The organism is Candidatus Aegiribacteria sp., assembly GCA_021108005.1.
Classification (GTDB): Bacteria; Fermentibacterota; Fermentibacteria; order Fermentibacterales; family JCC-6; genus Aegiribacteria.
On record JAIORS010000022.1, the window covers coordinates 14209 to 40775 of the forward strand.

Genomic DNA, 26567 nt, shown 5'->3' on the forward strand with positions numbered 1-26567 from the left:
TATTATTCCTTTTCTGTAATACTAAAATCCTTCATGAATTTCATAACTTTTCTTCTGAAATCGGGTAAATCAACCAGTGCGGCATTCACACGAAGTTGTTTTTCATGAGAACGGGCCGGATAACCGGATACTGTAACACCTGATGGTATGTCTTTCGATACGCCAGCCTGTGCAGCAATTACGGCGCCATCACTGATGGTTATATGCCCGACTATACCCGACTGGCCGCCAAAAATCACCCCTGATCCAACTGCAGTACTCCCCGCTATTCCAGTTTGTGCCGCAATCAGGCAGCCCGAACCAACCGTTACATTATGAGCTATATGAACAAGATTGTCCAGCTTGGAAAATCTGCCTATTACAGTACTGCCAACCACAGCTCTGTCGATTGTTGATCCGGCACCGACTTCTACATCATCCTCTATAATGACATTCCCGTTCTGGGGAACCTTGAGATGACCTTCAGGGTCAGGTACGAAACCGAATCCGTCGGATCCGATCACTGCCCCTGAATGAATTATCACTCGGCTGCCTATGACGCAGTCATGATAAACCGAAACTCCCGAATTGATAATACTGTCGGAGCCAATTGTAACTCCCGGTCCGATGAAAGTACCTGCAGCTATCGAAGTACCGCTATCAATCCTGGTGCAGGCATCAATGACAGCATTCGGCCCTACTGTTACACCCTGATCGAGTATCGCGTCGGGATGTATAACAGAACTTGGATGGATTCCGCTGAAACCAGATGGGGTCTCATTCCTGAACAGGATCAGGACATCCCTGAAGGCGTGATATGGTTTCTCCACCAGAATGATGTTTGCCGCTGAGGATTCAACCATTTCCCTGGATATTACAGCAAGTGCTCTGGTGGACTCAAGGTATTTCTTGTATAGCTTATTGCCGTAATAGCAGATCTGGTCAGGTTTCGCATTCTGAAGTGTGGAAACACCCTCAACTTCTTTGTCTCCATCCGGTCCTTCAAGTTTTCCGTTGAGCTTTCCGGCCAGGATGGATAGTTTCATATCAGTCGCTGCTTCCGGTAGATAGTTTTTCAAGAACAATATCTGTTATATCAATTGAATTGGATACATATACTACCAATCCACCCGATGTGTCCAATACAATATCGTAACCTTCCTCAAGGCTTATCTCCTGAACCGCTTCGTTAATACTGGCTACTATTGGTGAGACAAGCTGACTGTTTCGAGTTTCGACAAGACCTCCCGGTCCGAATGTCAGTGAAAGGAATTCCTGGAGCTCCAATGACTTCTCCTCAAAAAGGACTTCCCTCTCCCTTCTCCGTTCAGGGCTCATTACCATCGTATACTCAAGATCAGTCTTAATGGCATCGATCTCTTCCTGAAGTGAATCCGCTCGGGCTTCCCATTCCAGTATCTCATTTTCAAGAAGTTCTTTAGCGTCGGTAACCTCACCAAGATTTTCGAATATTCTGTCCGAATCGATTACCGCGATTGTCTGTGCTACAATAACAGAAGAAACAACGACTGCAGAAAGTAGAGCGGTTTTCATAACTGTAATCCTCCAAATACGTAACGGTCAATCTTGAAATCAGCGATACTGGACTCCGGCCGCGGTTCGGTCACCTGTCAGAATATTGTGCCGAACTGAAAATGCGGTTCCCAGCCGCGATTCGGGCCATCAAAGCCGTAGGCGTAATCGAATCCTATGACGCCCAGCATAGGCACTTCTATCCTTACTCCGATTCCAACGCCACGGTTCAGATCGGAAAAATCACTGGAAGACCAGGAATCCCAGGTATTCCCCGCATCGGCAAATACAGCCAGTTGAAGCTGGTCGATTATACGGCATCTGTATTCAGCGGTCAGTATCAGCATTGATCTTCCGCCTACAGTCGCATAACCGTCTCGGGCAACGATGGTCTCGGAACCGTACCCCCTGATGCCGTAGAAACCTGTTCCCCCCAGTTCGAAGAGTTCGTATGCCGGAGGTTCATTGCCAGACAGAGATGTTACCATTCCAACTCTTGCTCTTAAGAAGAAGATGAACTTCCAGAAAGATGGCACGTACCAGCTTGAGTCGATACGATATTTCTGGAATCCGATATTGCCGCCCAGAACACCCCCTGCAAACTCACCCGTCAGGCTGTTTCGGGAGCCACTGGAGGCAAACATCTGTCTATCCCTGCTGTCTCTGGTAAAATTCAACCTGACAGAACTTGTCCATCTGGGCCAGTCTATATCGCGAAGCGAGTAGTAGTAACTTGTTGTATCGGATGTAATATCGAATACATCAACCTTTTCAAGGCTGTACTTTATTGATGCTGATCCGTAATCCACCCACGGAAGAGGACGGCCTACCATCACAGCTCCCCCTGTTCTCCGGCGGTCATATTCCGATTCATTATAGGTAGTATGAAAAAGCTCGCCACCAAGTGATAGAGGTGTATCCATAAACCACGGCTCTGTGAAACCCACCTGGATATCCTGCTGGGTTTTGGAGAATTTATAATTAAAGGAAAGATTTTGTCCTCGTCCGAAGAAGTTGGTTTCACCCAGTTCGACAAATCCGCTGAACCCTGTTCCGCCTCCGTATGCGGCTCCTATTCCGGCTTTTCCGGTAGTTTTCTCTTCCAGATCAAAGAGAACGTCAACGTCCGGTGAATCTTCCAGGTAGCGGAAATCCACACCAACATTACTGAAATAGTTCAGGTAGTAGATATTCCTGTAGCTTCTCATAAGAGCTGACCTCTGGAACATGTCTCCGGGATAAACGGTTAATTCCCGCCTGATTACATTTTCCAGCGTTCTGTTATTTCCGGTGATTTCTATCCTGCGGATATGAGCCCTTTCACCTTCGGTTAGAACGTAAGCGACATCAAGAGAGCCCTCCAGTTCACCTGAAGAGATAACAGGATCGATACCCGCGTAGAAATATCCACGTTCCTGAAGTAGTTCGTATACCGTCATAAGGGAAGAACTAAGCTTTTCATTGCTGTACTCATCCCCAGCTTCCATATCCATGGCTGATAGAAGAATTGAGTCAGAAAAAGCTTCATTACCCGAAAATGAAATGTCACCAAAGGTGTAGTATCCACCCTCATCCAGAGTTATCTCAAACCTGAGATGCCGTCCGTCTTCGAGCATCGACTCCTCGACATCAAGAATTCCGGCTTCTGGATATCCGTGATTCTGGTAGTAGGCTATCACTGAATCAAGGCTGGCTTCAAATTCATTTTTTCTGTACCTTCCCGACCGCCAGAAGGAATCCTGCCTTGTATCCATCTGGCCGCGGAGCTTTCTATCATTGAATACCGTATTTCCAAAAAAGTCTATCTCCCCGACTCTGATGTCCTGACCCTCTTCACATTCGAACACAAGTACGCTTCTGTTGTCAGTATCCGGTTCAAGCCATACGGGCGTAACCAGAGCCTGGTGCCTGTGTTTTTCAGCGTAGAAATGCATCACCACCTTGCGAGCTTCTTCAACCTGTCCCGGTGAGACAGTCTGACCTGGGAATAGTGAAAGCGAATCCAAAACATCGTTCTCATTAAGATGTCCGGAGTTGCTGAATTCAATTCTGCTTAGCAGCCTGTTCTCGTTTACGACAATGAGAAGGTTCGCAACTCCACCGGATGTATCAGCCTGCAGTTCGATATCGCTGAAATATCCCAGTCCGAAAAGATCCCTGGTTCCCCTGCTGGCGGCAGCAGATGTATAAATATCCCCTGCGACCAGTCCGAAAACCCTGGTGATAAGGTCAGTGCTTACGAAGGAATTGCCGGTCACTTCCACCGTACCTACCTCAAGCGCAAGCGATGTTGATATAACAAGTGCCAGAAATGCTATGCTATTTCTCAATTCTCAACTCTTCCTTGTATTGTGTTCGATGTAATTTCATTTCCATTGTTTTCCCTTGGTATTCTGAAAACGATTCGATTTCCATCCCGCACTGCAAGAACCGTGTCTCCGGATGAGAATTCACTTCTCAATATCGAATCCGTCAGCGGATCCTCAAGCAGCCTTCTTATTGTTCTTCTTATATGTCTTGCTCCGGCTTCAGGATCGTAACCGGCTTCTGCTATCAGTGTTATCGCTTCAGGGGACAGGACAAGAGAGATACCAAGTTCTTCCAATCGCTCTTCAACACCTTCCATCTGAAGGGAGACAATTGTCTCCATATCCGAAAATTCAAGAGGATTAAAAATCACAATCTCGTCCAGCCTGTTGAGGAATTCGGGATTGAACTGGTTTTTAACGGCATCCATCACCAATCCGTCAATACGTTCAGTTTCAGCTTCTTTATCATCCGTTGAAAAGCCCAGTTTACCGTTGCTGAGAAGGTCTCTGGAGGCGATGTTGCTGGTCATTATCATGATTGTGTTCGTAAAATCTATCTCTCTGCCGTAATTATCGGTCATTCTGCCGTAGTCCATAACCTGCAGGAGCATATTGTAAAGATCGGTATGTGCTTTCTCGATTTCGTCAAAAAGTACAATGGAGTAAGGTCTTCTACGAACTTTTTCTGTCAGTTGCCCTCCTTCATCGTAGCCTACATATCCTGGAGGTGCGCCAATCAGCCTTGATCCAGCAAAACTCTGCTGAAATTCGGACATATCTATCCTGATAAGAGCAGATGGATCTTCGTATACCAGTTCAGCAAGCATTCTTGCTGTCTCCGTTTTCCCAACCCCTGAAGGACCCAGGAAAAGGAATGTTCCAGCCGGTCTGTTCGCATCCCTCAGCCCTACCCGGCTACGTCTGATTGCGCTGGTGATACTTGCGATCGCCTCCCTCTGTCCTACTATCCTTCTCTCAAGTCTGCCTTCAAGATCAAGAAGTCTGGCTGTTTCACTCTTTCCAACCCTGCTTACCGGAATGCCTGTCATGTCCGCAACTACTTCAGCCACCTGCTTTTCTGAAACCGGAGAAATCTGAACACCTGCCAGCCAGCTGGAGCGTGCTTCGGCAAGTTCCTTTTCACTGTTCTCTATTTCCTCCCGCAATCTCAGGATACTTTCGAATTCCTCGTTCCGAGATGCTTCATTTTTTCTGTTTTTAAGTACCGCAAGACCATTCATCATTTCCTTTATGTTATCGGGCAGAGTACAATGTGATACTCTATTTTTCGCTCCCGCTTCATCCATTACATCGATAGCCTTATCGGGGAGAAATCTGCCGCTGATATACCTGGCAGCCAGTTTTGCGGAAGCCTGAATCGCCTCATCTGTATATACCGTTCCGTGATGTTCTTCGTACCTCTGCCTCAGGCCTTCAAGGATCTCGATTGTTTCATTCACACCCGGAGGATCAACAGGTACAGGCTGAAATCTTCTCTCAAGCGCTCCATCCTTCTCAATACGTTTCCTGTACTCATCGAGTGTTGTAGCCGCTATACATTGTAATTCCCCCCTTGCGAGGGCCGGTTTAAGAAGATTGGCCGCGTCCATAGCACCCTCGGCCGCACCGGCTCCTACGAGTACATGCGCTTCATCGATAAAGAGTATGATATCTCCGGATTCGGAAATCTCTCCAAGTAGCTTTTTCAGCCTTTGCTCGAACTGTCCCCGGTATTTCGTTCCGGCGACCACCGCAGCCATATCAAGGGCAAGTATCCGTTTTCCAGCTATCAGATCTGGTGTTTTTCCCTGGGCGATAAGCCCAGCAAGGCCTTCCACAATCGCCGTTTTTCCAACGCCCGGTTCCCCTATAAGAATAGGGTTTGATTTCTTCCTTCGGCACAGAACCTGCATTAACCTGTCTATCTGCCGTTCCCTGCCGATAACAGGATCGAGTTTACCCTCTCTTGTCATCCTGGTCAAATCCCTGCAGAAATAATCTATTCCCGGTATTTCCTGCAGATTTTTCTGTTTTTCAGCATTATCTGATTCAATATGAGGTGGTAGTTCTGCGGCGGCTTCTTCAGCGGCCTTTAGAAATACCCCCTTTTCTCTGAGAATGCTGGAAGCCTGGCAGTTTCCTACTGACATGAGACCCAGCAGAAGATGATGGGTACCTGTTTCAATCGCACCGCTGCTCACAGCTCTTCTTATGGCCTCACGTCTAACCAGACGAGCTTTGGTAGTCCAGCCTACCTCGCGCAGAGTTATCTCGTTTGCTACCGGTCTGCGCATAAGGTTTTCGAGTCTTGTTCTCAGTATGCCAATTCTTACGCCAAGCTCATGAAGAATTATCAGAGCCGCCGAGCCCTTTACTGAAATCAAACCAAATAGAATATGCTCGGAGGCCACCTTACTCTGTCCTGATCGTTCAGCTTCATTAACTGATATCTCCAGAGCAGCCCGTGCTTTCTCTGTCAGTTTCTCCGGCACTTATCCTCCTCTGTGAGCGATTACGGAATGCTTCTATCCAAAAATGCGGTCCTTTGTTCCTGAAAGATAATTCTGCGGATAAAACTCTGCAATCATCGACATCTCAAGAGCAGAGTATCCCGTCTTCCAGTTCAAGACATCTATGAGCTCTCCCGGCAAGCTCGATGCTGTGAGTCGCGATGATGAAAGCCTGGTTTCTTCTTTCGGCCAGTTCGAACATCAGATCCTCGACAATTCTGCTGTTGGCCGAATCAAGGTTTCCCGTTGGTTCATCAGCCAGCACAACTGAAGGGGATAGTATTAATGCCCGTGCTACAGCAATCCTCTGTCGCTCACCTCCTGAAGCCTCCGAAGGGAAGTGTCGGCCTCTGCTGGATAATCCTACTTCTTCAAGAAGCTCCGATGCGGATTCAAGAGCATTCCGCCGTGAGTTCCCGGCCAGCATGGACGGCATAGCAACATTCTCAAGAAGTGTGAACTCATCAAGCAGGTGATGAAACTGAAATACAAACCCCAGATCAGTATTCCGCAGTTTTGCCCTTCTGGATTCATTCACAGACCATACATCAGTTCCTCCGACGGATACGGTGCCTCTATCGGGAGGGTCGAGTACACCGCAGACATGCAAAAAAGTGCTTTTGCCCGAACCGCTCGGGCCCACGATTGATACAACTTCACCTTTGGACACACTAATACATGAGCCCCTTAGAATCGAAAGAAATGTGTCTCCTTTACCGTACGATTTCCATATATCAACTGCTGATAAAACAACAGTATCATTCATATCTCACCGCTTCCGATGGAGACACTCTAATTGCGTGCAGAGCAGGAATAATGGCTGCTACAAAGCACGCTGCAATGGTTGCACAAATTATTCCAACAATAAGATGCGGCTGCACTTTCCCGGGAAGCATATCAATCCAGTATACACTGCTTTCAAGCCTTATGGGAAAGTATCTGTTTATAAGAATAACGGCAAGCGCTGCAAAAATGCTCCCTGAAAGCGCACCGCCTGCTCCAATAATGCCGCCCTGCATCAATCCTGTGGAAACGATAATACCCGGAGATGCTCCCATGGATCTCAGAACTCCGGTATCTCTCCGGTGCTCAATTGCGATCATATTAAGGGCACTGAGAAGGTTCAGCAACGCAACAACACTTATCAATGCAAGCACAATGGTCATTCCTGTTTTCTCCAGCCCCAGAGCAGCGAAAAGATTTCTATGAGCTGATATAAAAGCACTGCAAATCATATAATCACATTCTCCTGCAATATAAGATTCTCTAAGAAGATGTGATATATTCTCAGCTTCAGTTACAGGATCCGCGTCCTGTACCAGACCTACGCTCAGTGAAGTAGCCATAATCGGGTTTTTGAAAAGCAGTGAAACTGTTGAAATGTCCGTGATTATAATTGAAGAATTGTATTCCTCTATACCAAAATTCGTTACCTCACTTATACGAACGGATACAATGGTGTCAACCAACAACCTTCCCATAGCAGAAAACTGGGTTGCATCCGTAGAAGCAAGTCTGACTGTATCTCCCCTGGAGACACCAAGCCTTTCTGCAAGTGTCGTGCCCAGTACCGCTCCCCTTCCGGATACGTCGAGATCACGAAGCCTTTCACCGGTAACCAATGAAGGTTCTATATCCCAATCCACTCCCCTTATACGGACTCCGGCAACGTCTCCGCTGTTCCCGGCAGCAACTACTGTTTTTTCAAGCACAGGTGAAACAGATGTGATATTTCCTAATGTGCCGGCCAGACTGTCTGCAAACTGAATAGCTTCCGGCTCAAGTACAAAACCGCCGGGAGTCCTGATCTCCATTGGGGGATGAATGGAGGAAAGCTGGTTCAGTATGGATTCAGAGAATCCGTCCATAAAGGAATTCAGTATCAAGAGCGCGGCGACTCCTATGGCTATCCCCGCAATGGAAAGAAAAGAAACAGTCCTTATAAAACCGGAGTTCGATCTGCTGAGTATTTGACGCCATGCAATACGGAAAACAAGTGAAAGTTTCACTGATCATTCCGTTTTAAATGCGGAAAGAGGATGGTATCCCTTATCTTGCCTGTATCTGTAAGAACCATCACAAGACGATCAACACCAATTCCCATGCCGCCTGTTGGAGGCATGCCCGTTTCCAGAGCGTAGAGGAAATCTTCATCAAGCTCGCCTTCTCTGTGTTTGCTGGCATCAGCCTGTTCTTTCAGAATCCTTCTCTGAAGCACAGGATTGTTCTGCTCGCTGAACGCGTTTGCTAACTCCAGCCCGGCAATAAACACTTCGAACCTTTCGGTTACGCCTGAAGCGCCCCTCTTCCTTTTTGCAAGTGGCGAAAGCTCTTCTGGATAATCAATTACAAATGTTGGCTGCTGAATCCGATGGGCAACATAATGATCAAATAGTTTGTCAAGCATTGTGATGCGATCATCAGCCTGAGTAATTATATCATTTCTATCGATAAGCTTCCTGAGATCCTCAGTCTCCCAGGAGAAAAGATCCTCACCACTTGCTTCCCGAAGAGAATCCAAAAAACCTATTCTCCGGAATGGAGGTGAAATATCTATATTGTCTCCCTGGTATAGTACACTGCCACTATGATCGGCAGACTCAGCTGCAGCGCAGAACATCTCCTCGAATCTGTTCATCATTACATTGTAATCAGCGTATGCTTCGTAAAGTTCAAGCTGAGTAAATTCGGGGCTGTGTGTTCTGTCAACACCCTCGTTTCTGAAGTCTTTTCCAAGCTCGTATACCCTGTCAATCCCTCCGGCTACCAACCTCTTAAGATACAATTCGGTGGCTATTCTAAGATAAAACTGCTGGTTCATGCTTCCGTACATTGTTTCAAAAGGCTCTGCCGCAGCACCTCCGTATAATGGCTGAAGTACAGGGGTTTCAACTTCCAGAAATCCGCTGGAATCCAGGTGTGACCTTAAAGCGGATATGATTCTGCTTCGTTTTACAAATCTGTTAAGTGAATCCGTATTCACCTGTAGATCCACGCACCGATGTCTGAAGAGAAAGTCTCTGTCGGTAACTTCATCGTGAGCCACTCCAGTGGCATCAACTTTAACAACAGGAAGCTGTCTCAGACTTTTGCAGAGCAGTCCCAGCTCTTCACATTTTATAGTCAGCTCCCCCATCCTCGTTGTGAATATTGATCCTTTCACCTGAATAAAATCCCCAAGATCAAGAAGATCAAGTACAGACCAGTCCCTCTCGCTCAATATCTTTTTTCCGAAATAGATCTGGATCGATCCTGTTGCATCCCGCAGGTCTGCAAACACTGTCTTTCCATGTTCCCGCTTGCCTGTAAGCCTTCCCGACGCGGTAACAGTGCTTTCGGTTTCACCTGCATCCCTTATCACGTTTATTGGTATTGATTTATGGCAACACGAAGGGTAAGGGTCAACACCAAGTTCTTCCTTCAGTCGAAGGAGTTTCTCCTCTCTTACAGTATTCTTCTCATCACTCATTGCTGACTGCTCTTTCTCAGATATTCCTCTATGAATTCCTGGATTTCACCGGATAGGAAATCATCTATGTTGGATGTTTCTATTCCGGTTCGGTGATCCTTTACCATCCTATAGGGATGCATAACGTACGATCTTATCTGATGACCCCATGATACATCCTTTTTCGTTTTCTCCAGTTTGGCCTTCTCTTCCAGCCGTTTCTCCTCTTCGAGTTCGTACAGCTTCGCCCTAAGGATTCTCCTGGCAACTTCCCGGTTACGGTGCTGAGACCGCTGATTCTGGCATGTTGCCACTATCCCCGTGGGAATATGGGTCATTCTCACAGCCGAATCTGTTTTATTAACATGCTGGCCACCCGCTCCGCTTGCTCTGAAAGTATCAACTCTGATTTCATCGTCATTAAGCTCAATTTCTATCTCATCTTCGATATCCGGCAGCGGAAACACCGAAGCAAAACTCGTATGCCTCCTGTGGTTCTGGTCAAAAGGTGATTTTCTAACCAGGCGATGAATACCGCCTTCGGCCCTCAGGTACCCATAAGCCCAGGAACCTTTAACAGATAAAGTAGCTTCTCTGATACCACCCTCCGAACCGCCTTCACTTAAGCTGAGAACCTCAATATCAAATTCCTGCTTTTCAGCCCAGTAAATGTACATCTTCATCAACATTTCAGCCCAGTCCTGGCTGTCCTGCCCGCCGGCTCCGGAACGGATTGTCAGGATTGCATCGTTCCTGTCATGCTGACCGGAAAGCATTTGTATGAATTCCAGTCTGTCAAGCTTTCTGGCTATTGCGGAGAGATTGATAGCGCTATCATTCAGAAGTTCTTCATCGGAACCGTCCTCAAGCAGTTCCAGAGCAATTACAATAGTATCAAGCCTGTTTTCCAAGCCACGAATGGGATCAAGCCATATCTGAACCTGTTTGTTCTCCTCAATGGTCTTCATGGCACTATCCCTGCTGTCCCAGAAACCCGGTTCAGCCATTATCTTATTGAGTTTCCCTTCCTTTTCCTCAAGTCCGGCAAAGTCAAAGACCCTCCTTTAGTCTTGACAGCCTGTCGAATGCTCTTGAATAACCGCCTTGTATTTCATCCAGATTCATCGTATCTCACTTTCACATCAATATTGTAGTTTATCTTGAATCAAGGGAATATATGACTTCACTGGATAAATACCTAAGCTAAGGTTGACCCGAAGGCTTTACCGAATTATTCTGGTGCCCTGTTTGGGAGGTCTGATGTTTTCAGAAATAACAGGTTATCTGCTGGAACTGCGCGAAGTTTTCAGCCACCATGTCGTATTTGGGGTCGGGATTCTTCTCATGGGAAGTTATTTCATGGGTCGGTTTGCGGAGAAAGTGCGGCTTCCGGCTATAACCGGTTTTATACTCGCGGGCCTGCTGCTGGGACCTTCATGCATTGGCCTTGTTCACGAAGACCTAGATGAGACCCTCGCTTCGATAACCGAAATCGCCCTTGCTCTTATCGCCCTGGTTATCGGAAGCGAATTCAGCTTGAAAAAACTTAGAACCATCGGAAAGCCGGTGGTAATCATTACGCTTTTCCAACTTTGCGGTACATTCATTCTTGTTACAGCCGGCCTGGTTATCGCGGGAATGAAGTTCGAATACGCTGCAATTCTGGGAGCTATAGCATCCGCAACGGCACCTGCGGCTACAGTTGCGATCATCAGAGAGCTCAAGGCAAGAGGTCCATTCGTCGACCATCTCTACGGTGTCGTAGCTCTTGATGATGCGGGATGCGTACTGCTCTTTGCTGCGGTTACCGCCATTGCCGGTAATTCTCTTGGATCAGCTACCGGCCTTGTTAATTCGGTTTTCCATGCTGTAATTGAGATTTTCTCATCAATTGCACTTGGGGCATTTGCAGGATTGGTACTGCATCTTCTGACCCGAAAAAGAAGAAGAGCCAACGAAGTACTGATAGTATTACTTGGGGTTGTACTCATTCTTTCAGCGATCTCCAACTGCTTTCATCTCAGCGCGCTTCTCGCCAGTATGGCTGCGGGTACTATGATGGCGAACCTGTCAAGGAAAACCCACAGGATCATCAATACTCTGGATTCAATTTCTCCACCCCTTTACGCAGCCTTCTTCGCGATTGCCGGTGCCGAATTGAACTTAGCCATTCTTACCTCGCCTCATATCCTGCTCATGGGTGGAATATTTGTCCTGGCCAGAGCCGCCGGAAAAATTCTTGGAGTACATTTCGGAGCGTCCGCAGCCAATTCGGATCCGCTGATTAAGAAATATCTTGGCTTCGGAATGCTCCCACAGGCCGGAGTGGCTATAGGTCTTGTACTGTTTCTGGATACGATGCCTTATTTTGCGATTAACCGCTCCATCACTACTACTCTTATAAATATTGTACTGTTCTCTGTACTTGTTAATGAACTTACCGGACCGCCGCTTTCAAGATACGCTGTAGTTCACGGCGCTAAATTGGAGTAATAATGGATATTTCTAAATACCTTTCACTTGAATCCTGCACAATTAAGCTTGAAGAAAAAACAAAAGAAGAAGTTATCAGGAGCCTTGCCGAACTTATCGTAAAATCCCCGAACGCTGCCGGAGCAAATCTGGAAAGTATCAAAAATGGCCTTCTGGAAAGAGAAAAAATGGGATCCACCGGTTTCGGCAAAGGAATCGCTATTCCTCACTGCAAGGTGGAAGGGATAACGGATTTCGCAGTGGCCCTGGGTGTTTCAAACAAGGGGGTGCCATTCGATGCTATGGACAAAAGAAGTGTGCACATCTTCTGTGCTATTGTAGGCCCCCCTGATGACCCGGAAATGCATCTGAGGCTCCTTGCCGCAGCAAGCAGAGTACTTAGTGCAGGCAAATCCCGATACGAGATGCTGAGCAGTTCTACCTCGTATGCCCTAAGGGAAGCCTTTCTCTATCACGCCGCACCTGCAACTGCAATTGATTCCTGCAAAGACAAAACCTTTAACAGGCTTATGCTTGTAGTTGTTCAGGAGGAGGATGTTTACAATGACATAATCGAACTCTTTCTTGAAATGGGCCTTCCAGGGGCTATAACCCATGAGGGAAACCTTATGAGTCAGATCCTTTCTGGAGCGCCTGTTTTTGCGGGTTTTCTTGATGTACTCGGCAGTTCCAAGCCCGAACCAAGAACCATTCTCGCACTCGTTCCAGCCGATACCCTTGATGAAATGATAGCCTCTATCGAAGAGATAACCGGAGATTTGGATAATCACCGGGGAGCCTGCATTATAGTACTGTCACCGAACATGGTAAGAGGATCTCTGGAAACAATATGAATTAATTAAAAGCCGATAAGGAGCAGAATCATGGCCGATTTGTCGAAAAATATGGATGAACTATTTGGAAGAATTCGCGAAAACAATTTATGGAGACAGAGGAAGTGTGTTAATCTTATCCCTTCTGAAAATACCGCCAGTCCCCTTGTTAAAATCTGCGAATTGTGTGATCCTGCGGGCAGATACGCTGAGCATAAAAGGATGAAGGGCAAGGAAGTATATTTCTATCACGGAACCGAATTTATCAGAAAAATAGAGATAGAAGCGGTGGAAGCGATAAAGGAATATTTCCATTGCCAGGAGGCTGAATTGAGGCCGATAAGCGGCCAGATGGCAAATCAGATCGTCTTTGAAGCAGCAACGAAATTCGTTAACCGGTCAACCCCTGATGGAACTTTCAGAAAACTACACTCCGTTATGAATAACAATCTGGGTCTGGGAGGTCATCTGTCAAGCCAGCCTTTCGGAGCCCTTTTCAATTTCGTGGATATAAATCCTGATACAGGCAAAGAGAACTGCGTCAATTTCCCTGTGATGGAAAGCAATCCCTACAGGATAGATGTACCGAAGATGCTCGAAACTGTCCGCCAGACTCGTCCGGAACTTGTAATCTTCGGGAAGAGCATGTTCCTCTATCCTGAACCGGTCAAGGAAATGGCCGACGAGGTTGCAGGTTGGGATGACAAGCCAATTATCATGTACGACATGGCTCATGTGCTCGGTATTTACGGAGCATTTCAGTCTCCGCTGACTGATGGCGCTGATGTTGTTACAGGATCGACCCACAAAACTTTTTTCGGACCGCAGCGTGGCGTTGTCGTAAGCAATATGGCGAAAAAGACTCCTCTTAGGAAACTCTGGCTTGATATCACGAGCAGAGCCTTCCCTGGCAGCACAAGCAACCATCATCTTGCCACCCTGCTTGGTCTTCTTGTTGCTACCATAGAAATGAATGAATTCAAGGATGAGTACCAGAAACAGGTACTTTCCAACGCAAGAGCCTTCGCGAAACACCTTGCGGATAACGGGCTTGCGGTCGAAGGTGACCCTGCTGACGGTTATACCTGTACACATCAGGTTGTTGTTCGTGTGGCAGAGCACGGAGAGGGATCTGAGATAGCAGACAACCTTCAGGCCAATAACATCATAGTCAACTATCAGGCTCTTCCGGATGACGAAACGTTCCTTTACTCAAGCGGTATCCGGACAGGTGTATCCGAAATGACCAGGTATGGAATGAACGAGGATGATTTCGGCACCCTTGCGGAACTCATGGCCAGAGTAATCTTAAAGAACGAAGATGTTGCCGATGAAGTGTCCGATTTCAGGAAAAGATTTACAGTAATGCGATATACACTGCCGCTTGAAGAAAGTATCGGGCTTGCTTCGGGCGCCCTCGAATCAGCGTTCCCGACCGGCGAATACGCAAAACTCTTCGCCGACAACCTCAGTATCCTGGGTGCCGGGCCTAACAATCAAACATTTTAGGAATAAATAAAGGGTTAATCAACCCACTCATTTGATGTTTAACAGGCGCTGTTCGCTAGAATAGTGCCTGTTTTCGTCCTTATGGTGCCGGGCCTGATATCTAAACATTTCAAGTAGATTTGCTTTCTTATTTCACGATACCCTATCATGTATTTATCATTTCAACAAAGGTGCATTTATTTATGTTTTCATTTTCAACACTTGCAATACATCTCATTTATGAGTAAACTGTTTGTATGAGCAGGCAATTGAGAATCGAGTATCCGGGTGCATTATATCACGTCACCGCACGTGGCAACGGTAAAGCCACAATCTTCCTTGACGATGAAGGCAGGCTTAAGTTCCTTGACATTCTTGAAGACTGCTCGAAAGCATTCAAATTCATATGTCATGGATACTGCATAATGAGCAATCATTACCACTTGCTCATAGAAACTCCCAACGCAAATCTTTCGGCAGGAATACACAGGTTAAACTCGGTTTATGCCAAGTTTTTCAATAAACAATATGAGCATGTTGGTCATGTATTTCAGGGTAGATTCAAAGCTATTTTAGTACAAAGGGATAACTATCTTCTTGAATTGTGCAGATATATAGTTCTCAATCCTGTAAGAGCCGGTATCGTAGATCATCCAGCAAATTACCGGTGGAGCAGTTATTGTCAGACAATTGGCGCTACTGAAACAAATCCCACTCTGACCACAGATTGGGTTTTAGCCCAGTTTGACAGTGACATTTCTCTTGCTCGCAAAAGCTATATAAACTTCGTTATGGACGGCATCAACGCTGATTCACCAATGAAGGATGTAAGAGCTGGTCTTGTTCTGGGCGACAAGTGTTTTATGGAAGCACTTCGTAACAGAATCGGCAAACACCAGGATGATATATACATTCCAAAAGAACAGAGATATGCATGTAGAGAAGATCTACCTTCACTATTCAAGAATCTCAAATTCCTTATTAAAGAATCAAGAAATAAATTGCTCTTTACTGCATATACCAAGCATGGATACACTATGAAGGAACTTTCTGAGTTTTTACATCTTCATGTTATAACAGTCGGAAGAATAATCAGAGAAATGCAAATTTCTCAAACTATTGACTCACAAAATATGAGCAATAAATCGACATAATGTTTATATGTTAGGCCCGGCACCTAGAACAGGTTGTCGTCGATACTCAGTTCACCATAATCCCTGTCCTGCTCCCAGGATGATATTACCCATCTGTTTAGATCCGGAAAACAGGGCGGGTGCATTCTCGTAAGTGCCTGATTCCAGGCAATAGCAAGCTCATAGCCTTTTCCGCCCATCCCTGTCAAACCAAAATGATTAAGAATAAGACCTCCATATATCGTAAATCTCATGCCAGGATCCGGCATGCCGGGATTTTGCGCTCTCAGGCAGCCATTCGGAGCGGCAACTACAGCACGAATCTGCAGATGCTGATCAGTCTCAATACTCCAGGGATAAGGCCAGTCTTCATCACCTGACAGGTCAGGATCTTCCGCTATGATTATGTCTGCCAGGGAAACAATTCCCAATGGTCCAGAATCATCATGCCTTGGCTTATCTATCGATCCGGCGACGAATATCGGTCCGGTACTCACAAGAGTGATCGCATTATCGGGGCTTCCGGAAGTCTTCAGATAAACGCGGCCACCACCACACTGGATGTAGACTATTTCCTTTCCAGTAAGATCGATTGTATCCACGGGAGAGTCTATTCCATTTTTGAAAAGGAGCATGTCATCCTTAAGAATAATCCTTCCGGTTCCGAGGATCATTGTTCCCTGCAGGGCGGCCTCATTCTGCAGTTGCCTGAACCATTGAGATATGGCGTGAAAGTCAATGCTGTCCGCCTCGGTTTCCCAGTATGGACTCCCCCTGGCATGATGTCGGTACGGTCTGATCCAGATATTTGAATTCGCCGGATGGGGTACATCGGAGTAACCGGCATCAGCAAAATAGAAATCCTCCAGACTCGTAGAAATCGCCGCCACATAAGGATCGTCAGTTGAATCAGATGAGAGACTGGAAAACCCTATTGAACCGTTGGAATGAACCGGACCATCTATAAAGGTTCCATCAACAAAAAAACCCTGGGAAATACTTCTGTTCATAAGAAGAGCATACCTGGACGGATAATCGGGGGAAGCGCGTATCACAACATCTCTTGTTACGTTGCCGCACAGCCCTCTGCTTCTTATTTCAACGGCTCCTATTGAATTAGGAATAGTATTGCCATCGTACGGATCAATTATAACACGTGCCTTACCGTCTCCACCCTGAATACTCATCCATTGAGCACTGTCCCCCGGGAGCGAATATGGTGCCGTTTCAGCAGGCGCTCCGTTTCCAAGCGCAAGTTCATGTAACGCTATATTCGCTCCGGCTTCCGCTGTCGCCATTGCCTGTATTCTATCGGACGTGTTTCTGTAGGAATCTATATTCGCGTTGAACAGAACAAAAACTGCGGTAAAAAGAATGAACAGAACAACGGCTAGCACCATTGTAATTGCCAGCACGGCACCTTTTTCGCCGGTCCGACCTCTTTTCATTCCTATACAATCACGTTTACTCAGTTTAATACCTGTTCCATTCTATACTTTGCAGATTTAAATCAGATATATTTTCCCAGTATATAGTTGACCATTGTCCCGTTTGAGGGAAGTATGGTGGATGCCTGGTCATCAGTCTTGTATCGTAATCGATTACTATATTATGCCCTTTGTTAGAAGTGCTTGTATATCCTTCAGCCTGAGCGAGGTAACCTCCGATGATATGGAAATCCGCAACGAAGGTGCTTGGCTGACTATAGTTCTCAGCATGAACGTCTCCGTCCAGAGCCATGAATGTACCACTGAAATATATGTTGCCGTCAGTTGTCATTCTCCATGGGGCAGGCCAATCAGATGCATCACCCGGATCCTCCGCGATAACGATATCTCCGTGTACGCTGATGAGACCAAGCAGATCATCATTGTTTTCATCAAGAATATCGGTATTGATATAATAATGATCACCTGAAACGTATATGTCTCCGTTCACACCGATCGTTAAAGGCATATTGATTCCACGTGGCAAAAGGTCAGGATACTGCTTTATGTAAACCTTGTCGCCATTGCCGTTATCGATCCATACGACAGGTTCTGTTAATGCGGAAAGAACAAAAATTTCCTCTACAGCAGCTGCATCCCTTTTCACATACAGAGTATCGTGAGCTATCATAATCCTTGCGTTGTCTGGAAGTTCGCCGTTCGGAGAAGATGAATCGAAGTACAGACCGTCATCTATCGCTTTTGTCCTTGCCCTCTGCCAGTTCACAGAACCTGAATTGAACGGTATCGGCTCGGCGTGCATATCGAAGTAGGGAGGCCCCATGAGCATTCTTTCGTACGGCTGTATTTGAAGATCACCTCTTTCGGGTACAGTAGTTAAACCTCCGGCTGTTTGACTCGTTCCATAGTAGTAACCATCGCCACCTGCTCTGCTGGCAAGCTCTAAACTGTAGAAGTATGGATCGTTAGCTGTGGAAGAATTACTGCTTGCTATATTTATCGGACCATTTGAGAAAAACGGTCCACTGAAAACATAGCCGTCGCAGTAGTAGCCAGATGAAAATCCATCATCCTGAAAACAGGCGAACCGGGCAAAGTTCTCAGGCATCATCTTAACTTCCATGCCGTATGTGAATGAATTGTCTTCAGTCTGCACGCGGCCGAGCACTCTTACTCCGTAGGCATTTGCAGCCTCAATCCTTTTGTTATCATCATCAGGATCGATCCAGACGACAATTTCACCCAGGTCTCCTCCGACAAGACTGTACCAGCCAATTCCATCATCCGGAAGTAACTGCCTGGGGTAAGTGTCCTGAGGCATTTCAATGCCGGCCATAATTATGCATACAGCAAGGTTCGTTCCCGCTTCCGCTGTATATCTGGCCTGAAGCAGCTCTTTCTGCCATTCGTAGGATGATACGTTCGCCTGAAATAATGTATAGACTCCGCTTCCGATGATCATCAGAACCACCATAATGATTACGGTCATCACTAGCGCGGAACCGTTTTTCTTCCCTATGTTTTTCATGTCATCCTCCTTCTAGATACTATCTCCATAAATCTGGATATTATCAAGATTCCAGCCACCGCGAAAATCATTTAAATTAGAACAAAGACCATACCTGAGGAAGAAGTACGAACTTGTGGAATAATCATTGAATTTGCTGCTGATGTCTTTATTCTCGTAAGCCCAGCTATTCTGATTATCGATATACGTTCTAACCAGCTGCCAATCGGTTGAAACAGAGTCAGGTGGCGTTTCCGTATCGGAAAAACCCACCCAGACCAATCCATTATCCGCCGGCGCCAGCCTGACGCATCGGTAGTGCCTCAGAGTTATCTTGTTATATGTGCCTGCTGCGGGCATTTCGTAGGCAGGTGAAACCAACAGGGAAAACGCGTCATTTTCGTAGTATCCATCGTAGGATCCTGGTAGATCCGGTGGGATTACGATTCCGAGATCTGTTCCGGCTATTCTATCGCCATTATCAACGGTCAGGGCCGGATCAATATCCGGTACAAATACAGGTTCACCAAATTGCCAGTCATCTTTCTTTCCGCTATGTACCCATTCGTTAACAGGGAAAAGGTCAGGTGTGTATATTCCTTCAAAGTCGGAATACTTGAACATCGTATTTACAGGTACTTCTTCCCTGCTATCTGATCTCTCGATCATCTCAATTGTTCCATGAATAGCCGTATTCAGTTTTATTACAGGAAGGAAGCTGTTTCTAGGCAGGCTGTTCGGATCAGTACCGTTATCGGAGTTGTCGCGACACTGATAATCCGTTCCTGTGTTGATACATCCCCATTCAAAGGATCCTGAAATATCCTCATCATGCTTCTCTATTTTTATGGCGAGATTCTCACCGGCAGGAAGCACGAAGGGGGTATCGAGAACGATCTTATTCCAGCAGCTGCTGTCCGCTTCCCATGTGGCTGTCCATTCAACATCCGCTGCGACGTAATCCATGGTTGCCTTGACCCATTCGCCGGTTGCAGCAAAAACATCATCGCTAATTGCGCTCATGTAGACATCGACATCTTCGTATGTAAATGAGTCAGCAAATGTAGGACAGAAAGTCGCTTCGAATTCAATTGATGTGATGATCATTTCCGGGAAATCTTCATCCGTTCTTTCGAAATCCTCCAGCGGCATGATAGGTTCACCAATATCCTCTTCCGGGTACCAGATTCCCCACGCTACCGTGTTGCTGAAGAGCAGCCAGCCATCGCTGGTGTATTTTAAAGCTTCCCATGGGGAGTAATGCACTCTGCGTGTTGGGTCATCACCGATCTGCTGAAAACATACCCCGGAGTAATCGTCACCGTCATTCGCTTTTGTCAGCAAAGTTGTTTCGGCATCGAAATCGTACAGGACCGAATGCTCTCCAGCTTCGGAATAGACTGAGAACAACGGGTCCGGGAGATCGTTGTTTACCGGATGTGTGTTTTCGATTACCCTCATTATAGTTCCCGTTTCGTCTTTGAAACTGCTGCCCATCACAAACGTTCCTGAGGCCTCCTCCGCATTCATTGTGATTATGGGAACTTGAAGAGTTTTCAGGAATTCAGCAATGGGAGAGGGGTGAATACCCGACTCCATGTGTCTGAGAATAAGCAGGTTAATACTTGAATAATCGTAAGTTTGCAGACAATCGTCTGTCAATAACGATACTGTATAACCCCACAAGCACAATCTGTTCACCATCAAGCTTTCATGAATGGTTGGAACCGATGAGCCAGCTACACCTGGAACATTGAAGGCGATATTTCCTTTGATTTCCGGCCATCCACCGAAACTAGGATCGATGTTATGGCTAAGTCCAAGGTTCCGAGGTGTTACAGTTGTAAACATCACGGTCTGATATACATTACCAGCGTATTCCGATGAAAGTTCAACTCTTATCTGAATATGCCTGATCAGATCCCGCTGTTCCTCTGTAGTAAGGGTATCAATTGTTACTCCGTCTTCATCAAGGTAAGTAAACGAGAGATTGGTTAGATCGCTACCTACCGTCTGTAGAACTGCACCAGTTCTATCGGTTATCTGAACGTGTCCGGATGTGAGAAGTTTGATTCTTCTGTATTCCGTATCCCCCAGAACCGCCTCAGCAGGGGAGTATGGATCGAAGTCAGCGTAAAACTCGATCTCATTTATAGCTGCCAATGTAATCGGGTGCCATTCATCATCGTCCCAATTCGGATTGGGCATATAGCCGGCCCAGATAATCGAGTTCGTCAAGGCTTCAATAACTTGCCTTCCTGAGATATTCAGTTCATTCTGCCTTCTTGAGAAATGGAACTCCTCTGTCCCCCTCGTAAGCAGAAGAAACACCGCTCCAAGCACAACTCCCAGGATCAAGGTTACAACCGTGATCTCGACAAGTGTCATGCCTTTTCTGCTTTTTTTCAGCCAATTCATTACAATCCTCCTGCTCTATTAAAACACTGTACTCAAAGTTACCGATTCGGACGAACCTGAGCCGCTCCATGTAACTTTGCATACAACAAGTTTTGCCTCTGAATACTCCACACTGTAATCACTGACAGTCAGTTCCCTTGTGTAAGTCATCCCTCCAAGGACTATGTCTATTGAAGTTACCCCTGTGGCAAGCTCAACCGTTCTGCACTGCTCAAGACCCTGCCTGCACAGTTCCAGTGCTTTTGTTTTATCATCGACTTTATTTGAGTTGTCTATCATCTGGGTGATGAAATAACCAAGACTCACAATAAGAATCGCCAGTATAACACTTGCGACAAGCAACTCAACCAGGGTAAATCCTCCCTGATTGCTTCTACGAAATTTGCTTCTCATAATTCCCTCCCGTTAATAGTTAATCGACTTGATTTCAATATCGTTTCCACTGCTACGATTTAGATAAATCCTTCGTACAAGTTTAACTTCTTCTCCCGAAGACGATGTGACCTCCACAGACAGTTCGCGTTCATTCTCTGAAAGTGTAAATACAGATGTTCTGATAATGAAATCGGAATTGCCGGCAATCTCACTGTAAGTCGATGAACCGTCTTCTGGAACATCCGCCAGATAGTCAATATCGGCCATTCGATCTGTCGCCAGTATCAGAGCGTTTCTTTTGTCTGACAGCTCCATTCTTCCCAAAATGAAAAATTTCATGGAGAACAGGATTGCGGAGACAATCAGTATCAGGGCTATCGCTGGAAGCAACGCTTTCTGAAGGGAAAAATGATTTCTATTCATCATCCCCTGCCCCCCCACACCGGTGTTGATAAAACCATCCTGTCTCTATTCGAAGAACCAACTCTGAATGTATATGTATTGTCCAGAACGGGTTCCTCACCGGGTATACCTGTTGAAATTTCCAGTTCCACCAGAACGTCTTCGGATCCGGACGGATCCAGATACAGCAGCAGAGTTTCTTCTGAGATGACAGCTACATCAATTCCCCCCGAACCATTGAAATCCTCCGGAATGCCTCTGTCAATCGAGAATAAGCTCCGGTTCGAGGAATCGGAATTGACTATTTCAAGATTATCGTTTCTGTTACCAGTTAAAGTATTCCGATAAGAATAAATTCTTCCTTTGTACTCTTTGAGAACCGCGCTGTAACTATCAAGATTTTGAAAACCATTTATAAGATACTTCCTCCAGCGTATCTCCGAATCCTCATGATTCCATAGTCCTCCCAATCCTTGTCTGCCTTCGATATATCCCCATGCGATTAACTCAGCGGAATCTAATTCATCTTTAATAAGCATTCCTCTGGCCGAAGATATGCAGGCGAGACATCCCTGGCTTGCCCAAACCGTATCGTAATTCCCGTCAAGATCAAAATCTCCGAAAAAGACATCTTTAATCACAGGAGGATCGAGTATGAAAACCGCAGATCCATCAGGCGACGTTTCACCGTATATTCTTCCATCCGGCATAATCACAGGACATGTTCCGAATACAGAATACAGATATCTGGTTTCTCCGGTATCGAGTTCAATGGCAATCCCTGCGTTAAGTCCATCAGTTATAACAACTACAGGACCTGATTCTGTAAGGCCTGTGGTGATAACCGAATGTTCTGAAATCCCTAAATCCCCAAGAGAATAGGATGATGATGTGCCATCACCGGATATGGTGAAAAGAACATCAACCGTAGGGTTATCGCAGGCAAGGACACAGAGAGGTTCAATATTGGGCATGCACTCCTTTAAAATCCAGCTGTCCGGTATGGAACAAATCGCTATTGGAAAACCTGGTCTGTTCCTTACCGCATCCAGTTCTCTCAGATATACCAGAATACTGTCATCCGTATTTCCCGCAACCAGTAGACCACTGCGGGATGGAACAACTGATAATCCGGAAATCCCTGGAAACTCGTATCGAAGTGTTCTGCTTTCGACTGGTGCAGATTCAATAATCCGGAATTGCGATACCATTCCACCGGTTTCAACAGGCGGGATGGAATCCTCAGGAGATATCCTGCTGGAAGCATACATGAATTCGGCATATTCAACTGCTGCATCGTGTGATAATTCTGCCTGCGCCGATTTTTCCATCGTTTTCTGTCTTTCAGATACTTTCGAGACGTATCCGAATAGAAGTGATATAGAAAGCAGAACGGATGCGGAAGCAGCCGCGGTAAGGCCAAGAGCTGTTCCCATTGAAGTCTTGTTAAACGATCTGTCTTTTTTTCTTTTCATAACAATTAATATAGATGCAAGAAACTTACCATATCCGGAAAGATGAATATAGCCAATTTATTCACATATTTGTTACATATTATGACTAATTTAGCGCGGTGTATGCACGTTCTTTCACATCGCATGCAAGTGGATTACACTATTCTCCCAAGAAGGTCTGATTCTGTAGTCTCCTGAAGCTCTGCCCGTTTAATGGTATTTCTGGCATGTTCCAGCCCTACATAGAACCTCTCAGAATACAGTTCGTAGTCATCGCGCAGCCTCGGTGGTGTCATGTTCACAGTAATTACGTTCGCTCCTGCGTTGAAACACTTCAGCTGTCCATCCTCCCTCAACCGCTCGAAAGTACTGGTGGCAGGAATGAGAGTGTTCTTAAGGTACAGCCTCATGGCTGCGATGAACCGCAGCCCCAGGTCCACATTTCCTACCTGATGATCTTCAAGAGGCGTACCCCGGGCTGGAAGGAACACTGAAATACTTGACATTTCAACTTTCAGCTCCTTCATTAGAAACAGATCATCAACCAGTGAGTCTATCGTCTGCCCCGGCAGGCCCAGCAAAGGTCCGGAGCCAATGTGATACCCGTGTTTTCTAAGGGTCCGCAACCACTCAATTCTCTTCGAAAGGGTAAATCCAGGTTTCATCTTCGAGAAGAGGTCTGCATTGGAGGTTTCATGCTTCAATATGAATTTCCTCGCCCCCGCCCTGTACCATATATCGAGGTCATTCACATTATGAATACCCACACACAGCAAAACCATCATCCCCATCTCGGATATTCTACTGATTACGCTTCCAAGCCATTCCGCATTGTACTCTTCGCTCTCCGCAGCCTGCAGAAAGAAAGTTTTGATACCGTTTTTCCTTGCCCTCCGGGCAACGGAAACTATCTCGTCCGGTTCAAGTGTAAACCTTGGCGCTTCTGTGTTTTCAACACGCATGCCGCAGTACAGGCAACTGCACCTGCAGGTGTTCGCGAATTCTATAACAGCCCTGATGAAGGCTCTTTCTCCAAAATATTTCTTTCTTACTTCCCTTGCAGCTCCGTAAAGCAGGTCAGCTTCGGAATCGGATGACAGGAGAACAGCTTTCAGATCATCCTTCGCAAAACCATGATTCAAACATTTCTCAATCCAGTTATTATCAATTTTCAACAGTCGTTACGACCCTTCTTCAAGTCTCTTGCGCACCATTTCAAGAACCTCATCAATATCAGGTGCAATACCCGTCCATATTTCAAAGGATCTCGCAGCCTGATTCACAAGCATGACTTCCCCTGTATATACTTCCACCTGATTAACATGAAGATCGTTTCTCCAGTGCCAGTTTCTGTTGTAATTCATGTCAGCGAATATTCTGTTCTCAAGCAGTGATTTCTCCACCGGAAATGCATCATCGTTTTTCCATCCAAGTGTAGTTGCGTTCACCACAGTCCCGCCGTCAGTTCTTCTTAAAGCATCGTTAAGCTCATCCAGTTTCATAGCGGAGGAAAAGCCAGTCCAGTTCTCGGGATTCCTGCAGTATAACCCATATCGCAAATGCTTCTTGTGCATAACGTAATCTACTGCGCGGGCTGCGCCTCCGCTGCCAACAATGAAAAAAGGTTCGATAAGACCATTATCATCGATACAGCGGTCGAAACCGTAAATATCTGTGTTGTAACCGGCAATATGCCGGCCAACCGCTTTCATCGTGTTTATTACTCCTGAACCTTTTGCATCATTACTTATCTCATTACACATTTCCGCAGCCGCTGCCTTGTGAGGATAAGTAACGTTCAGGCCGGTGATGCCGCTATTGAACAATTCTGAAACCGATTTCGTGAATCTGTTTGGAAAAACAGGATAGGGTGCATATTCACCACTTAAACCGGATGACCTGAAGAACTCTTCATGAATCAGTGGTGACAGAGAAAAAACTAACGGCCAGCCTATCAGACCAAATCTGAAACCGTTCTCTGTATCAGTCATGTCTCATTCTCCGTATCCTCTGGAAAAGTCTGTATAGCCAATCTCCAGGACCATGTTTTTTGTAAAACACAGGCTCAAAAAAGGTACACTCTTCGTCTACCCGGGCTTTTCTTTTCAGATATTCCGCAAGTGGAGAATGTGCGTATACCCTTATCGTACCGATATTCACAAATGTCGACTTCCACCCGAGCGTAAGTCTTACCCTGAGCATGAACCAGATTTTCACGAGGAAAGCCCAAAATCCCTCAGAGGGATTACCATTGAAAAAATTAATACCGACCTGAAGCCCCGCCTCCCTTGCAGATCTTACAGCAGGTAGAAGATCCGCAGCTTTCATCCTTTTCCCGAGCATTTTCAGGCCCTTATCTGTTATTGCATCCGGAGAGAAGTCAACCTTTACAGCACCTGCAATTTTCATTCTCTCAAGCTGTTTACGTGTTATGTTCTCATCGATCCATGCACTCCAGGATATTTCGCAGTCAGCTTGCTCAAGAGCTTCAAGCAGTTCTTCAAAATATTTCTCCGGAGCGTTGAATACGGAATCAACGAACTGAAATCGGGATACTCCCAGACTCATAAGTTCCGTGACATCCCTGATGACCTGGTCTACAGGTCTCTCTCTGATACGAGCCCCGCTTAAATATCCATATGTGCAGTAAGTGCAGCCAAAGGCACAACCTCTTCTGCTCTGTATACCTATTGCGTCAGGAAGTGTATAAGAGGATACATCAATAAATCTGTAATCCGGAGATGACAGTTTCCCGAGATCCGCCGGTTTCCAGGGCAGAATCCTCCCGCCATTCCATCCTTCTACCATAGTATCCCTCTCAAGGTGATCTATAAGTTCGGGGAATATTATCTCTCCCTCACCGGGTATTCCATAATCGATTCTGGAGTACTGCTCCATAATGATATCCGAATATATCGAGAACCCTGTGCCTCCAGCTATCACAATTCCATCCCAGGATTCAAGTACCTTCATTATTTCAGCAAAAGGTTTTACATAGGAGTAGGTAACCGGATACGAACTGTCATCAATATTCCTCAGGGATATCGCTATAATGTCGGGATTAAAGGTATGAATTGCTTCATGCAATACTGTTCTGTAGTCATTGTCCAGGCTAAGATCCAGCCCTCTGACCTCGTGACGCGAAAGCTGACCCGCGAGAAAGGCCAGTCCGATGGGGAAAATCGGAGCCTCAGGACGGCCTGTGGGGGATTGCGCCAGAAGAATTCTCAAGTTAATGCCCTCTTTTCATTCTTTTGT

The 26567-nt window shown here is 46.0% G+C and carries 21 protein-coding genes; 4 read left to right on the top strand and 17 right to left on the bottom strand.

From position 1 onward, the window contains the following. Positions 1 to 2 precede the first annotated feature (2 nt). From lpxD to prfB, 8 genes are all read right to left on the bottom strand, one after another. Positions 3 to 1025, bottom strand: coding sequence for a UDP-3-O-(3-hydroxymyristoyl)glucosamine N-acyltransferase (gene lpxD, locus K8S15_01635; protein ID MCD4774737.1), 1023 nt, complete (start codon positions 1023 to 1025; stop codon positions 3 to 5). Between the two features lies 1 nt (position 1026). Then, positions 1027 to 1533, bottom strand: coding sequence for an OmpH family outer membrane protein (locus K8S15_01640; protein MCD4774738.1), 507 nt, complete (start codon positions 1531 to 1533; stop codon positions 1027 to 1029). Positions 1534 to 1610: 77 nt separating this feature from the next. Next, positions 1611 to 3842: an outer membrane protein assembly factor BamA gene (bamA, locus tag K8S15_01645; protein MCD4774739.1), complete on the bottom strand. Its 2232-nt coding sequence runs from the start codon at positions 3840 to 3842 to the stop codon at positions 1611 to 1613. Further along, entirely contained in the window at positions 3839 to 6313 is a 2475-nt protein-coding gene (locus K8S15_01650; GenBank protein ID MCD4774740.1) for an ATP-dependent Clp protease ATP-binding subunit, read from the bottom strand. The genes bamA and K8S15_01650 overlap by 4 nt, the downstream gene beginning before the upstream one ends. 103 nt (positions 6314 to 6416) lie before the next feature. Then, a complete protein-coding gene (locus K8S15_01655; protein ID MCD4774741.1) occupies positions 6417 to 7097 on the bottom strand; it encodes an ABC transporter ATP-binding protein in 681 nt (226 codons plus the stop codon). Next, positions 7090 to 8340, bottom strand: a complete 1251-nt coding sequence (locus tag K8S15_01660; protein ID MCD4774742.1) for an ABC transporter permease — start codon at positions 8338 to 8340, stop codon at positions 7090 to 7092. Before K8S15_01660 ends, K8S15_01655 begins: the two co-directional genes overlap by 8 nt. Then, positions 8337 to 9800: a lysine--tRNA ligase gene (gene lysS / locus K8S15_01665; GenBank protein ID MCD4774743.1), complete on the bottom strand. Its 1464-nt coding sequence runs from the start codon at positions 9798 to 9800 to the stop codon at positions 8337 to 8339. The genes K8S15_01660 and lysS overlap by 4 nt, the downstream gene beginning before the upstream one ends. Beyond that, on the bottom strand, positions 9797 to 10789 hold the full coding sequence (gene prfB / locus K8S15_01670) for a peptide chain release factor 2 (GenBank protein ID MCD4774744.1): 993 nt from the start codon (positions 10787 to 10789) through the stop codon (positions 9797 to 9799). Before prfB ends, lysS begins: the two co-directional genes overlap by 4 nt. A 250-nt stretch (positions 10790 to 11039) precedes the next feature. Between prfB and K8S15_01675 the strand changes: the two genes are divergently transcribed. The 4 genes from K8S15_01675 to K8S15_01690 all read left to right on the top strand — a co-directional run bounded on the left by K8S15_01675 (position 11040) and on the right by K8S15_01690 (position 15726). Further along, positions 11040 to 12272 (top strand): cation:proton antiporter, encoded by a 1233-nt coding sequence (locus tag K8S15_01675; GenBank protein MCD4774745.1) that lies wholly within the window; start codon positions 11040 to 11042, stop codon positions 12270 to 12272. A 2-nt stretch (positions 12273 to 12274) separates the two neighbouring features. Continuing rightward, positions 12275 to 13105 carry a PTS sugar transporter subunit IIA gene (locus tag K8S15_01680; protein ID MCD4774746.1) on the top strand — a complete coding sequence of 277 codons (831 nt, stop codon included), beginning with the start codon at positions 12275 to 12277 and terminating at the stop codon, positions 13103 to 13105. A 30-nt stretch (positions 13106 to 13135) separates the two neighbouring features. Then, on the top strand, positions 13136 to 14593 hold the full coding sequence (locus K8S15_01685; protein ID MCD4774747.1) for a hypothetical protein: 1458 nt from the start codon (positions 13136 to 13138) through the stop codon (positions 14591 to 14593). A gap of 248 nt (positions 14594 to 14841) precedes the next feature. Further along, positions 14842 to 15726: a transposase gene (locus K8S15_01690; GenBank protein ID MCD4774748.1), complete on the top strand. Its 885-nt coding sequence runs from the start codon at positions 14842 to 14844 to the stop codon at positions 15724 to 15726. A 23-nt stretch (positions 15727 to 15749) separates the two neighbouring features. Here K8S15_01690 and K8S15_01695 read toward each other — a convergent pair whose 3' ends face one another. The 9 genes from K8S15_01695 to K8S15_01735 form a co-directional block, all read right to left on the bottom strand. Further along, complete coding sequence (locus K8S15_01695) at positions 15750 to 17153, bottom strand: DUF4900 domain-containing protein (protein MCD4774749.1); 1404 nt, start codon at positions 17151 to 17153, stop codon at positions 15750 to 15752. A gap of 25 nt (positions 17154 to 17178) precedes the next feature. After that, a complete protein-coding gene (locus K8S15_01700; protein MCD4774750.1) occupies positions 17179 to 18681 on the bottom strand; it encodes a pilus assembly PilX N-terminal domain-containing protein in 1503 nt (500 codons plus the stop codon). A 12-nt stretch (positions 18682 to 18693) separates the two neighbouring features. Continuing rightward, positions 18694 to 21078, bottom strand: a complete 2385-nt coding sequence (locus tag K8S15_01705; protein MCD4774751.1) for a type II secretion system GspH family protein — start codon at positions 21076 to 21078, stop codon at positions 18694 to 18696. An 18-nt stretch (positions 21079 to 21096) separates the two neighbouring features. Beyond that, entirely contained in the window at positions 21097 to 21471 is a 375-nt protein-coding gene (locus tag K8S15_01710; GenBank protein ID MCD4774752.1) for a type II secretion system GspH family protein, read from the bottom strand. Positions 21472 to 21483: 12 nt separating this feature from the next. Further along, positions 21484 to 21879, bottom strand: a complete 396-nt coding sequence (locus tag K8S15_01715; protein ID MCD4774753.1) for a hypothetical protein — start codon at positions 21877 to 21879, stop codon at positions 21484 to 21486. Further along, complete coding sequence (locus K8S15_01720) at positions 21876 to 23330, bottom strand: hypothetical protein (protein MCD4774754.1); 1455 nt, start codon at positions 23328 to 23330, stop codon at positions 21876 to 21878. Before K8S15_01720 ends, K8S15_01715 begins: the two co-directional genes overlap by 4 nt. Before the next feature lie 134 nt (positions 23331 to 23464). Continuing rightward, a complete protein-coding gene (locus K8S15_01725) occupies positions 23465 to 24484 on the bottom strand; it encodes a [FeFe] hydrogenase H-cluster radical SAM maturase HydE (GenBank protein MCD4774755.1) in 1020 nt (339 codons plus the stop codon). A gap of 6 nt (positions 24485 to 24490) precedes the next feature. Next, positions 24491 to 25300 carry a hypothetical protein gene (locus tag K8S15_01730; GenBank protein MCD4774756.1) on the bottom strand — a complete coding sequence of 270 codons (810 nt, stop codon included), beginning with the start codon at positions 25298 to 25300 and terminating at the stop codon, positions 24491 to 24493. Then, a complete protein-coding gene (locus tag K8S15_01735) occupies positions 25293 to 26540 on the bottom strand; it encodes a radical SAM protein (protein MCD4774757.1) in 1248 nt (415 codons plus the stop codon). The genes K8S15_01730 and K8S15_01735 overlap by 8 nt, the downstream gene beginning before the upstream one ends. Between the last annotated feature and the right edge of the window lie 27 nt (positions 26541 to 26567).